The 14,967-nt window shown below is 30.2% G+C and carries 13 protein-coding genes; 8 read left to right on the forward strand and 5 right to left on the reverse strand.

The genetic code is table 11. The features are described 5' to 3' along the window. Positions 1-897: 897 nt before the first annotated feature. The 4 genes from CVD18_RS03770 to CVD18_RS03785 all read right to left on the reverse strand — a co-directional run bounded on the left by CVD18_RS03770 (position 898) and on the right by CVD18_RS03785 (position 2,524). Positions 898-1,383, reverse strand: a complete 486-nt coding sequence (locus CVD18_RS03770) for a hypothetical protein (RefSeq protein ID WP_103864113.1) — start codon at positions 1,381-1,383, stop codon at positions 898-900. Positions 1,384-1,739: 356 nt separating this feature from the next. Then, complete coding sequence (locus tag CVD18_RS03775) at positions 1,740-1,928, reverse strand: hypothetical protein (RefSeq protein WP_103864114.1); 189 nt, start codon at positions 1,926-1,928, stop codon at positions 1,740-1,742. A gap of 65 nt (positions 1,929-1,993) precedes the next feature. Continuing rightward, positions 1,994-2,215: a hypothetical protein gene (locus CVD18_RS03780; RefSeq protein WP_103864115.1), complete on the reverse strand. Its 222-nt coding sequence runs from the start codon at positions 2,213-2,215 to the stop codon at positions 1,994-1,996. A gap of 57 nt (positions 2,216-2,272) precedes the next feature. After that, a complete protein-coding gene (locus CVD18_RS03785) occupies positions 2,273-2,524 on the reverse strand; it encodes a hypothetical protein (RefSeq protein ID WP_146052697.1) in 252 nt (83 codons plus the stop codon). Between the two features lie 213 nt (positions 2,525-2,737). Here CVD18_RS03785 and CVD18_RS03790 point away from each other — a divergent pair, with 213 nt between their 5' ends. The 8 genes from CVD18_RS03790 (at position 2,738) to CVD18_RS03825 (ending at position 14,126) form a co-directional block, all read left to right on the forward strand. Then, the gene (locus CVD18_RS03790; protein ID WP_103864117.1) at positions 2,738-4,468 is read left to right on the forward strand and encodes an AraC family transcriptional regulator; all 1,731 of its coding nucleotides are present in this window, start codon (positions 2,738-2,740) and stop codon (positions 4,466-4,468) included. A 279-nt stretch (positions 4,469-4,747) separates the two neighbouring features. Then, a complete protein-coding gene (locus CVD18_RS03795; protein WP_103864118.1) occupies positions 4,748-6,907 on the forward strand; it encodes a prolyl oligopeptidase family serine peptidase in 2,160 nt (719 codons plus the stop codon). A gap of 274 nt (positions 6,908-7,181) precedes the next feature. Next, a complete protein-coding gene (locus tag CVD18_RS03800) occupies positions 7,182-9,383 on the forward strand; it encodes a prolyl oligopeptidase family serine peptidase (protein ID WP_103864119.1) in 2,202 nt (733 codons plus the stop codon). Positions 9,384-9,417: 34 nt separating this feature from the next. Continuing rightward, on the forward strand, positions 9,418-11,226 hold the full coding sequence (locus tag CVD18_RS03805; protein WP_103864120.1) for an erythromycin esterase family protein: 1,809 nt from the start codon (positions 9,418-9,420) through the stop codon (positions 11,224-11,226). Between the two features lie 223 nt (positions 11,227-11,449). Continuing rightward, complete coding sequence (locus tag CVD18_RS03810; protein WP_199185035.1) at positions 11,450-12,025, forward strand: Crp/Fnr family transcriptional regulator; 576 nt, start codon at positions 11,450-11,452, stop codon at positions 12,023-12,025. Positions 12,026-12,229: 204 nt separating this feature from the next. Beyond that, complete coding sequence (locus CVD18_RS03815; RefSeq protein ID WP_103864121.1) at positions 12,230-12,829, forward strand: toxin-antitoxin system YwqK family antitoxin; 600 nt, start codon at positions 12,230-12,232, stop codon at positions 12,827-12,829. A 60-nt stretch (positions 12,830-12,889) separates the two neighbouring features. Further along, entirely contained in the window at positions 12,890-13,609 is a 720-nt protein-coding gene (locus CVD18_RS03820) for a phytanoyl-CoA dioxygenase family protein (protein WP_103864122.1), read from the forward strand. A 61-nt stretch (positions 13,610-13,670) separates the two neighbouring features. Beyond that, positions 13,671-14,126 carry a hypothetical protein gene (locus tag CVD18_RS03825; protein ID WP_103864123.1) on the forward strand — a complete coding sequence of 152 codons (456 nt, stop codon included), beginning with the start codon at positions 13,671-13,673 and terminating at the stop codon, positions 14,124-14,126. Positions 14,127-14,197: 71 nt separating this feature from the next. Here the strand turns inward: CVD18_RS03825 and CVD18_RS03830 are convergent, their stop codons facing one another. After that, entirely contained in the window at positions 14,198-14,914 is a 717-nt protein-coding gene (locus tag CVD18_RS03830; RefSeq protein ID WP_103864124.1) for a hypothetical protein, read from the reverse strand. Positions 14,915-14,967 lie beyond the last annotated feature (53 nt).

The following is a 14,967-nucleotide window of genomic DNA, read 5'->3' on the forward strand; positions in this document are numbered from 1 at the left end:
AATTTTGTTACCTCCTGATATTGTTAATTTTACGTTAAACATGTTTTTAGATTAAGTAATGAGAAACTTCAACATTCAGTATTCAGTATTCGATATTCATTCCCGACTTGATCAGGAATCTATCACGACACAGTGAGAAAACTTCGATATTCATTTTTACTTTTACATTTAGAATTTTGCGGTTTTACATTTATACATTAGTATTGAGTATTGAGAAACTTCAACATTCGGTGTTCAGTATTCAGTGTTCCTTACTTTTCTCGTTTACAAGTTTCCCAAAGATGGTGGAGTACTTGAGTAGGTTGTAGTAAACTATATGAACCGGTAAACTAACTAAAACTACAAGGCTCTACCTTTGCACTCCATCTCTTTGGTAGTGAATACACATTCACCAAACTCAACTTAAAATCTCAAATAAAAACACACCAATTATAGTTTGTTATCCCCGACTTGATCAGGAATCTATCACGACACAGTGAGAAAACTTCGATATTCATTTTAACTTTTACATTTTACATTTAGAATTTTGCGGTTTTACATTTATAGATGAGTATTGAGAAAACGTCGATATTCCTTTTTCACAATTCTCATTACTCAGCTGTTTATGTCCAATTTTGGGTCAACATGTCTCAAATTTGGGAGGTCTATATAATGTGATGGACCGATTTTACCTTCCGTTGGGTCTATTTGATGAAAATTTAGACTCAGGAGTCCCAATTTTGGGTCTATAAAGTCCAACGATGGGTGTCTATAGTCCAAAATTGGGTGGTTCTTCTCTAATTTTGAGACCTCAAAGTCTAATTTTGGGACTCCTGAGTCTAACGGAACGTCTTTTTGGTCCAACAGAGCGTCTTTTTTACCCAATCGCTGTTTTTTGATCAAAAATTGGGGCACCTACTACTCTTCTTCTTCTTCGGGGGTTGTTTTGGGAGTACTCTTGGTACGATTAAAAAACTGTTTGAGTTCTGCTACTTTTTCTGTAAACCCAGCTTTGCCCGCTCCTTTGCTATATTGTGAGTATGAATAATCATTAAGCGCATCCTGGTAGTTATCATAATCATGTAGGATTTTGGTACTTTCTAGGCGGTATGCCAAACTCTCTAATCTACCCAACAGGTTTTCTGCAAATACACGAGCTTGGTAGTCGGTTTCAAATTCTTGCCAGTCTACATCGGGAGAACTTAGTGAATCGCTATGCTGTCTGTAATCCCACACCTTGTTTACAAATAATTTGTTGGTCTCATTAATAGCCTTATAGCTACTACGCTCTTTTTCTGTCAATGCCGCCAGTTTGCTTGCAAAAATGGTTTCTAATTGCCCCACCAGTGCCGTCGCCTGGTCTCGCTCTTCCTGTGTCAACAGGTCTTGAATAATATCTCTCATATTGTGGTTTTTATTAATTAGTAGTGAGAATTGAGTAGTGAGTATTGAGAAACTTCAACATTCGGTGTTCAGTATTCGATATTCAAAAACTCGTTTTCACTTTAGAATTTTACATTTATAAATCTTTATTCAGTGTTCCTTTGTCATTCCCAACTTGATTGGGAATCCATCACGACGCAATGAGAAACTTCAACATTCAGTGTTCAGTATTCGATATTCATTTTTACTTTTACATTTTACATTTTACATTTAGAATTTTGCGGTTTTACACTTCTAAACACTTTGATAGTTTACACTCTTATGCCGTTGCTGTCTTGTAAAAAACCCAAAAGAAAATCCCACTGATTTTGTATACTCTAGCTTTGCAGGGTAACATTATATACAATAGGGGCTTCCAGAGTTTTCATAATATCGATAGTACGATAGAGTTTGGTTTTTGAGACCCCTAATCTGTGTGCAAATGTTTCTGGTGCTCCTGTCGCCCGTAAGCGGATCAGCTGATCCATACGCTCTATAGTCTTGATCTGTTTGATAATCACATTCATGTTTTTTTTACCGTTTTTTTATTACTCATGTATTGGGGTGGGTTCTTGCACCTATGACGGTTGTATTATTGGGTGTTTTCTTTTATTCTTTCTTTAATCTTTTGCTGTACACTATCTAGGATATGATAGATTGTAATCACATTTTTGTTTTTGATTTTTACTTTGGGGTTTACTACAGAGAGTACCTCGTCTACAATTTTTTGTGGGGCTTTGGTGCGTATGGTGACTTTGTGGGCAACTAGCGCCTTTTCTTCTGGGGGTAATTGGTTATAGGGTGTAAAAAGCATAAGCAGGGAGTTTATGGTGGATTATTATGGTGTGCGCTATTCTTGATACACTACCAATTATGGGGTATTGGGGCTACACAAACCATTTTTGGGGGTAAGCAGTAAGATATTGCGTGCTTTATAGATCAATTGTACTGCATCATCACTAGAGGTACCTTTGGTATATAGCTTATTGATCCAATCATACAGTATCATCTCATAGGGAGCATGATGTACCAGATTATACATAAATAAATCCATATTAAGGTGTAACATTTGTAAGACATCAGACATAAACTGATGTTTATTATTATATTCTAAACACTCCATGTTGGCTAATTTTTTGTGGAGTCAAATATAGAGGAGAGAATTGCATTGATGCAAAAGAGATATCTCTTGATTTATAAATTTAGACTCATAAATGTTTATTAACAACACTAGAAAAACTAAAAATTCAATTTGTTTTTATCACCTTTATATTATGTAAAAGAAAGTCTTTTATAGGTATTAAAATTTAACTGAATTAACAACACTTATACTTTGATGTCATTTTATTATTGTATGCCTCATAATAACAAAAGAAACCTACTTTTAGTTTTTCTTTTTTATACATTTATTACATTCAATATAACTAGTCAAGAATTTAAAGAGAATGATTCCCTAGAAAAATATTCTTATGTTCAATTAGAAAATTTGTTTTATCTAAATGAAGATAATCCAGCATTAGCTGAAGAATATGTTGATTATTATTTAAAAAAAGCAAAAAAAGCAAAAGACAGTATTAAAATAGCGGAGGCATTTTATATGTTTAGTACTACAAAAAAGAATGAAAATCCTATTTCTATTATAGATAGTATTATCAAGTTTACTAAGAACAGTAATCATTTTGAGTACCCCGCAAAAGCTTATTCATTAAAAGGAATACTGTTATATAAATTAGGAAAACATAAAGAAGCTCTTGATGTTTATCTGCTTGCATATGATCATGCAATTAAAAATGGAAATATTGAACAAAAATCTGAGATTAGTTTCAAAATAGGTATTCTGAAAAATGACTTAGGAGATTATAAAGAAGCTTTAAAATCATTTAAATCTTATTACAATTATATTCAAGAATATTATAAAAATGATAGTTTACATTATAAGAAGCATGTAAAAATCCTTTTTGCTATTGCTGACGGATATAATAGGCTAAGAAAGCATGACTCTGCTAGTTTTATATTGAATAGAGCATTTCAATTATCTAAAGGATCTAAGAATAGTTCGTATAATCCTTATTTAACAGCAATGTCTGGAATAACTTATTACTACATGAAAGATTATCAAAAAAGTAGAGATAGTATATTTAAGTCATTATCAGGTTTAAAAAAAATAGGAGACTTTGGTAATGTATCCACGTCACATTTATATCTTGGTAAAGGATACTATGATCAAAAGAAAAGTTATCAAGCTTTGATTCATTTTAGTAAGGTAGATTCTATTTTTAAAGGAAAAGGATTGGTTTACCCAGAAATGAGAGAGGTTTATGAAATATTTATCGATTATTATAAATCTAAAGATGATAGAGAAAAGCAACTATATTATCTTGAAAGTCTAGTTAAAATAGATAGTACTTTAAATAATGATTATAGATATTTATCTAAAAAAATTGAGAAGAAATATAATACATCTGAATTATTGATTGAAAAACAAAACCTTATTACTTACATAAAAAATAAGAGAGAGAAATCAACTTTTTGGATTATCTTTTTAAGTGTTTTTTTATTAATAGTTACGTCTTTAACTTATAACTATTATTGGAAACAGAAAAAATTAAAGAGAAAAATTGATCAGTACCTTAATAGAGAAAAGGAAATAAAAAATCAAATTCCAAGTAAAAAAAAACAGGGAAAAAGTATTAATTTATCTGATAAGGTTGTCGAAGAAATCAGAAAAAACTTGAAGAATTTTGAGAATAACAATCAATTCTTGAATAAAAATTTAACACAAAAGGATGTTGCAAATCTTATAGAAACTAATTCAACCTACTTATCAAAAATAGTTAATCAATTTGAAGGTAAAAACTTTGCTGTTTATATAAATGATTTAAGAATTGATTATGCAATTGAAGAAATAAAAAATAATTCTAAGATTAGAAAATACTCTATAAAACATATTGCTGAAGAAGTAGGGTTTAATAATGCTGAATCTTTTTCAAAAGCTTTTTACAGAAAAACCGGATTATATCCTTCATTTTTTATAAAAAACATAACTAATTTAAAAAGAAGTAATTAAGATAAAAATTCCAATAAATTTATAAATATAGACTATTACTTGAGATTAGTTTAGGTCGGATTATAAACTTAGTAATATATTTATGTCACAATTATTTTTATTGATATCTTTTATAAAAAGTCAAAACCTAACAAGTACTATAATAAGATCAAGAATCGTTACTAATAATACTAAAGTTAATTAGTAAACCTAACGCAATTCTCTTACTTTGCAAAGAATATGGTGTACGATATTTAAAGCTTTAAGAGTATTATAATTAGGTTTATTATAATAATTCATATGAAAACTAACTTTTTAATTTGTATTTATTTGCTAGGTATTGGTTACTTAAATCGTAATATCATTTTGCCAAAATTATCACCTGATACTATAGTAGACACGTATCATGGTCACCAAATAGAGGATTCCTACCGAAAAATTGAAAATTTAGATGACCCTGAAGTAAAAAAATGGCTAGAAGCCCAAGAAAACTATACAAGAAATGAACTTAATAAAATCTCTAAAAGAGGTTATTTAATTGATAAACAAAGAGATTTTGATGCAAGAAATGTAATTTCTGTCTCAGATTTATATATAACTAAAGAGGATGATTATTTTTATATTAAGAGTAATGTAAAAGATGGTAACGCAAAACTATTTTATAAAAAAGGGATAAAGGGGCAAGAAACACTACTATTTGACGTAGAACTTTTCAGACCTAATGGGGAATACATTATTAATTATAGTAAGCCCAGCTGGGATGGATCAAAGGTTGTAATAGGCTTAACAAAAAACGATGAGGAAATTTCAGAGCTGTTTGTTATTGATGTTCATTCCAAAAAGATATCACAACCTATTACTAAAAACTCTTGGCCGTCCGCTATAGGTGGAATACAATGGTTGCCCGATAATTCTGGATTTACATATGTTCATTTGCCAATCACTGATAATAAGTCAAATAAATTTTTGTTAAATACAAAATCCGTTCTTCATTTATTTAATGATGATCCAAAACATACGATAGAACTATTATCAAAGAATAATAACCCTAAGCTAAAAATCCTTAAAGAGGATTTTCCTGTAGTATCTATTTTAGATAATACAGATCAATATATATTTGGTGAAATTAGAGGTGCTTCTCCTTATGCAGACACATATTATTCTCAAGACAAATTCAAAAATTTATTTTGGAAATCATTATTTACCAAAGATGAAAAAATTAAGAAATTTAGAGTAGTTCATGACAGTATTATTTATTTAACGGCTAATAATGCATCAAATTTTGAAATCAGAAAAACTTCTATTCTAAATCCAGATTTTAAAAATCCAATTACAATAGTTAAAGAATTACCAGAATCGGTTATAAAAGATTTTGTATTGACCTCAAAAGGTCTTTTCTTTAGTACTACCACCAATGGAGTCGTGGCTGATCTTTATCGTAAAGATCATAATGGGTTAACAAAAATTAAATTACCAAAAGTATTCGGATCAATTAATTTGTCTGCAAAAAGTAAAGAGCATGATGATCTTTGGATAACTACAAAGGGGTGGATGAATGGTGCTACAAGATATAGATTTGACCATAATTCTAATTTGTTAATTGAAGAAAACATAACACCCAAAGCTGATTTCCCAGAGTTTAACGATTTAATCGTTGAAGAACTTTTAGTCAAATCTCACGACGGAGAAGATATACCCTTATCTCTAGTATATAAAAAAGGAATTAAAAAGGACGGTAGTAATCCAGTTATGCTAAGAGGATATGGATCGTATGGGTTTTCAATGTTTCCGTACTTTTCACCAAGTATTCTTACATGGGTCTTAGAAGGAGGTATCTTTGCTACGCCCCATGTTCGTGGTGGTGGAGAAAAAGGAGAGAATTGGCATTTAGGCGGATATAAAACTACCAAACCCAATACATGGAAAGACCTAATTTCTTGTACTGAATATTTGATATATAAAAAATACTCGTCAGCAAACAAAACTGTTATTTGGAGTGCCAGTGCGGGTGGTATTCTTATTGGCAGGGCGTTAACAGAAAGACCTGATTTATTTGCTGTCGCAATAATCGAATCAGGATCAATGAATATGATTCGATCAGAAATTCAACCAAATGGTGCTAATAACATCAAAGAATTTGGAACTGTAAAAATTAAAGAAGAGTTTGAAGCCTTATTAGAAATGGATGCATATCATCATATAAAAAATGGGGTATCATATCCTGCTACTTTAATTACAACAGGCTTGAACGATCCGAGAGTTGTTGCATGGGATCCTGCAAAATTTGCAGTAAAACTTCAAGCAGCAAATTCCTCTCAAAACCCTATTTTATTTTCTGTAGATATGAAAGGAGGACATGGTTTTGACACGTCCAAAGCTAATGCTTATAAAAAGAGAGCTGATGTTTTATCTTTCGCCCTATGGCAAACAGGGCATCCTGAGTATCAACCTAAAGAGTAATATAAGATAGTCAACGCTTATAGTACATTATTTATGATAAAATAGTTTTTTTAAAACAGAAGCAAATAAGATAATTATTGGTTTTATAATTTTGATCAGACAATATCATATATTGTCTAATGGGTGTGTTTCAGAAAAGAACCTTTTTAAAAGTGTCACTGATATTTTATCTATAATATTTTAAGAAACGTGACACCTAGATCAAGCCATGAAGTAAGTGTACTTATAAGTAAAACTCACTGTTTTGTTTACAATTAAAAATTGTTATCAGTCTATGAAAAACGTATTCCTCTTTTTATTCTTTTGCAGCTCCTTCTTGGGGTATACTCAGGAAATCAAAAAGCAACTTCTCACTAAAAAAGAACTTAAAAATTGGTATCATAAAGACATAATTAAAGATACTATTTCTGGCACAACTTTAGTCGATCGTTTCAGAGATTACGAAAATTTAAAGAACCCAACTACTCTCAATTGGTTAAAAAATCAATCCAAAATATCTCAATCATTTTTGGATTCGATCCCAAGAATCGATACACTCATAAAGTATCAACAAATAAATAATGAAATCCTTAAAAGTGATCTAAATCACTTGAAAATCTATAAAAAAAGAACTTTTTATACAAAACAAGATGTTGAGTCTAACCATACATCTCTCTATTGTATAGAAAACAAAAGGTCAGTAAAAATCTTTAATACTAAAGAATATAACCCTGAAGATAATTACATATATTCCATAACAGATGTTCAACCATCCTGGGATTGCTCAAAAATTGCTATTTGTTTATCATATAAGGGAAGAGAAACTTCGGATCTAATAGTATATGATTTAAAAACCAAAAATTACCAACAAACTAATATACGATCTGTAAAACCATCAATAGGTGGTATTAATTGGTTACCCGATAATTCTGGATTTTTATATACATGGGTCGATCCCGAAAAACAAAATACTAATCAAAATAATCTACTTTCTAAAGTTAAAATTTATAATCTAAACAGTCATATATCAACTGATTATTTTTCAAAATATGCTGTACAAGAGATTTCAATTCAAAACGAAGATTTCCCAATTATCTATATTGATCATCCAGAAGATAATTATTTAATTGGAACAGTCTCTAGTTCTTCTCCATATTTTGATTCTTATTATAAACCTATAAAAAATTGGAAAAATCCAGATATATTATGGAAACCCTTATTTAATAAATCAGAAAAAATAAAATTATATTATCAAGATCAAGATAGTATTGTTTATCTAACTTCTAAAAATTCTCCCCATTTTAAAATATGCAAAACAAGTATTAAGAATCCCGATTTTGAAAACCCAAAGGTTATTGCAAAGGAAAAAGAAAATGAAATTATTAAAAGCTTTGTACTAACTAAACAAGGTATTTTCTATTACACCCAAACTAATGGAGTAATTAGTAAATTATACAAGGTGTCTAACGGAAATGAAAAAGAGATAAAACTACCTTTCTCTACAGGAAAAATAAATTTGTTTTCTTTTGGTTCAAATGACAACTATTTATCAGCAACACTTCAAGGATGGCTTAACAAGCCTATGAGATATACTTTTGATGTAATCAATCAAAGACTCGTTGAGGATGCGTCGTTATCCATTTTGTTTTCTAATAACGAAAAAACACAATTATCTAAAAACTTAATTATAGAAGAGATAGAAGTAACATCTTGGGATGGAAAAAAAATTCCTTTATCTCTAATATATAATAAAGAAACTCCCCGAAATGGAACTACGCCAGTAATCATGAGAGCATATGGAGCGTATGGAGCAATCATGCCTCCAATTTTTCATTATGGTTTTTTGTTACCAGCTCTAGAAGGTGGTATTTATGCAGTTGCCCATGTAAGAGGAGGAGGGGAAAAAGGAGAAAATTGGTATCAAGGAGGGTTTAAATCTACCAAATCAAATTCATGGAAAGATTTTATCTCTTGCTCCGAATATTTAATTAAAAACAAGTATACATCCAAGAAAAAAATTGCGATATGGAGTGGCAGTGCAGGTGGAATAGTTATAGGTAAAACCTTTATTGAAAGACCAGATTTATATGGTGCCTGTATAATAGATAATGGGATTTTAAATCCTATAAGATCTGAAAACGGTGTCAATGGTGCTGATTTAGCTAAAGAATTTGGATCAATAAAAAATTCTAACGAGTTTAAAGCTTTGTTAGAGATGGATTCATATCACAGTATTAAAGAAAAGGAACACTATCCCGCAGTACTTTTAAGAATGGGGTTAAATGATTCTAGAGTCGCTCCATGGCAATCTATAAAATTTGGTGCCAAATTGCAACTTGCATCGAGTTCAAATAACCCAATTTTAATTTATCCAGATTTTAATTCAGGACATGGAGTAATAGGCAGTTTTCAAATAAAAAAATATACAGATATAGCTAATGCAATTGCTTTCGCCTTTTGGCAAACAGGGCATCCTGAGTATCAACCTAAAGAATAAAACACAATCCATTCTTTAAGAAATAAAAGTAAATATGCCAACCATAAAACTTAAGGTGTTTAATTTGAGATCAATGATCCTTATAAAAAAGAATACAGTATGGGTTCGTTTTTCCTTATTTCTGTTTTGTACAATACACCTTATCGCACAAGAAACATCGTTTCAATTTGAACAAGGTAAGGATATCCAGATCAAAGGAGTTGAAAAACATTTATATAAAACCACCTTGCATAAAGGTGAATTACTACAATTGCATCTACTACAAAAAAATGTAGATCTGCAAATCATAGCTTTCTCACCCAATAACGATACCCTACAACGATTTGACGCTCCTAATGGAAAAAACGGATTGGAAATCGTTGAATTACCTATAAAAAAAAGTGGTATATATCATTTTGAAGTTAGCCCACTTCTTCCTAAAAGATTTACAGGTGCTACCAGACAAAAATATATTGACAACATTGATGGTAGTTATCTTGTTTCAAAATATAAAATATATTCACAAAAAGAACATATTCAATTACAAAACAGAAGAAAGGTTAGGAAAGATAGTGTGATCTCATGGATCAAGAATACATCAATCCCTTTACAAAGTGTAAAAGCAACAACTGGTCTTACTGATCTTATGGGTTTAAAGCCTATTTTAAAAGATGTACAGGTTGTCGGTCTGGGAGAAACCAGTCATGGTAGTAAAGAAATTTTCCAGATGAAACACAGGATGCTAGAGTTTTTGGTTAAAGAAATGGGATTTACCATTTTTGCTATAGAAGCGAGTCATATAGGGTGTGAGCCAATCAATAACTATGTATTACATGGTAAAGGAACAAGCAGAGAGGCATTAACAGCTCAAGGTTTTTGGATTTGGAATACCGAGGAGGTACTAGAGATGATCGAATGGATGAGAAACTATAATCTATCAGTTCCTGAACATAAAAAAGTGAAATTTATTGGGATTGACACTCAGATAGTGGCATTAGATTTGGCTTATGAAAGAGTGGATAATTTTGTTGAAAAAACGAATGATAATGGATTGCTTAAGGTAAAAGTAGATTCTTTATTTCATAAATTAAAAAATAAGCCTGATAGGAAGGATATGTCTTCGCAAAGACAAGAATTATATACGGTATTATCTTATCTAATTGTTAATGAAATTAAACTAATTCATCAAACATCAAAACAAGAATATGATCAAATTATTACAGATTTAAGAAAAATCATACAAGGAGTAGAAGTTGCAGATCGTGGTTATAAAAAAACTTTTGATTTTAATGTTCGCGACGAATATATGGCGCAAACTGTTATAGATGTTTTGCAACGTGAAAAACCAGGAGTCAAAATGGTACTTTGGGCTCATAATACTCATATCTCAAAAAATATAGAAACAAAAGTAAATGGTAAAACTAGACCTCTGGGTAGTATCTTAAAAGAATATATTACAGAAAAATACTATGCTATTGGTTTTTCTACCAATCAGGGAAGTTTTAGGGCTATGAATTATAATGCTAAAGAAAAAAGATATGATAAAAACGCAGCTTTCACCCTTCCTCCAGCCAAAGAAGGAAGCTTAGACTGGTATTTTGCTCAGGGCAATAAAGATATTTTCTTTATCGATTTTGTTAAATCATTGCTATCCAAAACAATCACTACTTTTTTGGGTCAAGAAAGAAAAGCATATCGAGGAGGAGCCAGTTGGAGCCTTGATTATGGCATACTACCAGCTTTTGATATATCACCAGGTAAAAATTTTGATGGTATGATCTTTATCAAAGAAACATCTCATTCTATACTTACGCCTGCTGGTGAAAAGGAAATAGAAAAGAGGGTTCAAAATAATACCCATTAATTTAGGGACAATCATTGATCAAGTGACAAGTATGATATCTCACATACTACATTCTTCTGTACTATGCTATATATTTATAATAGTAGGCTATACGGCAGTTTCTCAAGAAAAAATAAAAGATAGCCTTGTTATAGATATATAGAACCAAAAAGGGCTTCAAAATCTAATTTTTTATTAAATTGAGCCTTATAAATATTTATAATTTACCAAAACCAATGCTCTATTGATACATCCCAATCTAATAGAATATATAAGAAGATATATTGATCTTTCTGATACAGAATTCAAGCTATTCTATTCCTTTTTACAACCAAGACTATTAAAGAAAAAGGAATTTCTGCTTATTCCTAATAAAATATGTAAATCAAGATATTATATCACCAAAGGTTGTTTACGTCTGTATTATATAGACCCAAAAGGAAATGAGCAAATCATTCATTTTGGGATTGACAATTGGTGGATCACTGATTATGAAAGCCTGATTAACAAAACTCCTTCTAAATTATATATACAAGCAACAGAAAACACAGAAGTACTAGAACTACATCAAAATGCTTTTGAAGAGTTATGCCATAAACTACCTAAGACAGAACGTTTTTTTAGAATTATAATGGAAAAAACATTTATCGCCTCTCAAAGAAGGTTAGAGTATATGTTTAGTCTTACAGGAGAAGAATTATACACTTCATTTATATCGGCCAATCCAGAGTTTTCTCAACGAGTACCCCAATACATGATCGCTTCTCTATTAGGTATGACCCCTGAGTTTATAAGCAAAATTAGAGCAAAGAAGAAGTAATACCTATCTTACTTAATCATTTTTTACACTCTTTATCAAAATAACATGCATTATTTTGATAGATAAGACGATCACAATCCAGAGGTTCTTGTATATTTGCGCCCGCATTAAAATTTTTATGTGAAATTCTGAAAAAAATGTACGCCTATATGGTAACATTATTATTCTATATGACACATAAGTATACTAATCAATTTGCAAAAAATGAAATTCAAATTATTCTTTTTATTTATAAGTACACTAATCCTTTCTTGTGCTTCTGTAAAGAAAAAAATAGAGCCTATCGTTTTTACTAGTAAGCCTAATGGAATTACTAAAGAATATGATAAAGATGGAACACTCAAGTTTGAATGGAATTACACAAATAATATCTTACATGGTATATCTACAGAATACCACCCAAACAAGACATTCTCAAAATGGAATTATAAAGATGGTGAATTGATTTCAGGAAAAGCTTATTATAGCTGTGGTACACTAATGGAGGAATATACTTTTCTGAATGGAAAAAGAGAAGGTTTTGCATACAGATACTACCAAACAGGAGAAAAAGAAACTGCTTGGCTTTTTAAAAATGATATCCTCGTAAGCGGAAAAGGATTCTACCCTACTGGAGAGAAAAAAATTGATTTTAGCTATGTAAACGGAATCCCAGAGGGTATTGCAAAAGAGTATTATAAAAGCGGTGCTATAAAAATGGAATGGAGCTATAGTAATGGAATTCTAAATGGTGTGACAAAAGAATATTTTGATAACGGAAGATTAAAATATACCTGGAATTATAGAGAAGGAAAGGTTTTGTAAATCTATCCTCCTAAAAAGACAGCTCTATAAATCTATTTAGCATAGTATAAAAGCTAAGAAATGAACTGTGTAAAAAACAAAATCGAACTTGAAGAAAAGGGATATTCTATTCTAAACAATCTATATTCTATTGAGGAAATAAGTGAAATTCTAAGCTGTATAAAAAATGTAGCACAAGACAGGGATTCGTTTATGAAAACAGGAGATTTATATGCTATAAGGCAACTAATTAAGAACATCCCTGAACTAAAAACACATCTTTTCAATAAAAAGATAACTCAATTAATTTCTAATCTCTCACAATCAGAATATTTCTTAACCAAAGCCATTTATTTTGATAAGCCAAGTACATCAAATTGGTTTGTACCTTATCATCAAGATCTAAGCATTTCTGTTGAAAATAAATCTGAAACAGAAAATTATACCAATTGGACTTATAAAAAAGGGCAATATGGAGTACAACCACCCATCAAAATTTTACAAAACACGATTACCATAAGAATTCATTTGGATGACACCAATAAAAACAATGGCGCTCTAAAAGTTATTCCAAAATCTCATGCAAGAGGAATCATAAACATAGCAACAAAGGATTACTCTACCGATAATGAAGATATCTGCGAAGTCAAAAAAGGAGGTGTAATGTTAATGAAACCTTTGCTCTTGCACGCCTCAAACAGAACTACCAATAATATACAAAGAAGGGTTATACATCTAGAGTTTTGTGACCAAGAGCTAGCAAAACCTTTAAAATGGCTGGAATATTATAATTCAAATTAATTTTTTAATAGAAAACAATATTTAGCTACTTTAGCCAAATTTACACTCTTAAATAAACAAAATGAAAAAATTGATATGGAAATTTATACTACCCATTACGATAATTTCATTTACCTTATTTACAAAATGGTGGTACGTTCTTGTACTTGACGGCCCTGATGAGATTTTGACTGGATTTCCGTTTCCTTATAAATGCAGTGGCTGGCATACCTCATTATCATTTCAGGTTTTTATAGTAGAATTTATCTTAGATTTTTTAATCTATTTTCTCTTTTGGTTTCTGCTACTATTTTTTATTAATAAATATATACGCCAAGTAAAAATTTATAAAATTTTAAGCATTTTACTGATAACAATATCTAGCTTGATCATTATAGTCAATATCTTTATTTACAGTAGTTTTGATCACGTATTTCATCTCAAAAGAAATTTTGAAATCGAGCTTATGGAAACAGGTTTTAAGTTTTTATGGCAGAAGAAATCACGTCCTGATTTCTACAAATATCACCCCGAATAAAACTAAACAGGTTAAAGTCATAAAAAAAAGCCTCTTTAATAGAGGCTTAAAATCTTGAAAACTATTTCTTTTTAAACTGGTTTGTATTCTATAACCTTCAAATTATCTGTGTTTAAATCTACAAACTTATAATGAACACTATCTTTTTTATTAAACTCCTCATCTTTATTAATATCCTCAATAGACCTTAGATACAACCTATTATTTGATGTAATAATTTTCCAATCTATTAGTTCCTGATTTGTATCTGTTATTTTTTTAAAATTGGCGCCATTAATCTTACTAATATATAATGTATTGATATCGTTATAATCAAGTTTCCCATCTTGATTGGTATCCTTATCAATTACTTCATAAAGTAGCAATTGTTTATCTGTATTTTTATATACTTCATGTAAAAACAAAATTGATCTTATTTTGATAACTTTATCTGTAAGCGCTATTAATTCTATAGCATCTTTATGCTGAAATTTTACATTGCTTATATTTCCTGATATTTTATATCCTCCATATTGAGAAATTGACAAACTTTCTGAACCATAGCTTGACCATTTAGATAACATCTTCCTTCTACTATTCTCTATTTTATAATCCCCAATAACATGAATCAAATACTCTGTACTATCAATTTGTATTGGCAAATCTGCTATTTCAATAAAAGTTGAATCTTTCTTTAACTCAGTTACTCCCTTATCATCAGTACTATTATGAATTATTTTTGGCTTATTATCTGTTCCACAAGATGCAAGCATTAGCATTAAAGCACCTATAATTATAAAGTTTCTCATATTGTTTTATTTGATTGATTTAAAATAATACTCAAACCTAATTAAATCTAAGT

This window comes from Aquimarina sp. I32.4, from assembly GCF_002924285.1.
Lineage (GTDB): Bacteria > Bacteroidota > Bacteroidia > Flavobacteriales > Flavobacteriaceae > Aquimarina.

Coding starts and splice junctions, on each gene's coding strand:
- CVD18_RS03770 (WP_103864113.1), bottom strand. CDS start 1,383: ATGAGAGATATTATTCAAGACCTGTTGACACAGGAAGAGCGAGACCAG.
- CVD18_RS03775 (WP_103864114.1), bottom strand. CDS start 1,928: ATGAATGTGATTATCAAACAGATCAAGACTATAGAGCGTATGGATCAG.
- CVD18_RS03780 (WP_103864115.1), bottom strand. CDS start 2,215: ATGCTTTTTACACCCTATAACCAATTACCCCCAGAAGAAAAGGCGCTA.
- CVD18_RS03785 (WP_146052697.1), bottom strand. CDS start 2,524: ATGGAGTGTTTAGAATATAATAATAAACATCAGTTTATGTCTGATGTC.
- CVD18_RS03790 (WP_103864117.1), top strand. CDS start 2,738: ATGTCATTTTATTATTGTATGCCTCATAATAACAAAAGAAACCTACTT.
- CVD18_RS03795 (WP_103864118.1), top strand. CDS start 4,748: ATGAAAACTAACTTTTTAATTTGTATTTATTTGCTAGGTATTGGTTAC.
- CVD18_RS03800 (WP_103864119.1), top strand. CDS start 7,182: ATGAAAAACGTATTCCTCTTTTTATTCTTTTGCAGCTCCTTCTTGGGG.
- CVD18_RS03805 (WP_103864120.1), top strand. CDS start 9,418: ATGCCAACCATAAAACTTAAGGTGTTTAATTTGAGATCAATGATCCTT.
- CVD18_RS03815 (WP_103864121.1), top strand. CDS start 12,230: ATGAAATTCAAATTATTCTTTTTATTTATAAGTACACTAATCCTTTCT.
- CVD18_RS03820 (WP_103864122.1), top strand. CDS start 12,890: ATGAACTGTGTAAAAAACAAAATCGAACTTGAAGAAAAGGGATATTCT.
- CVD18_RS03825 (WP_103864123.1), top strand. CDS start 13,671: ATGAAAAAATTGATATGGAAATTTATACTACCCATTACGATAATTTCA.
- CVD18_RS03830 (WP_103864124.1), bottom strand. CDS start 14,914: ATGAGAAACTTTATAATTATAGGTGCTTTAATGCTAATGCTTGCATCT.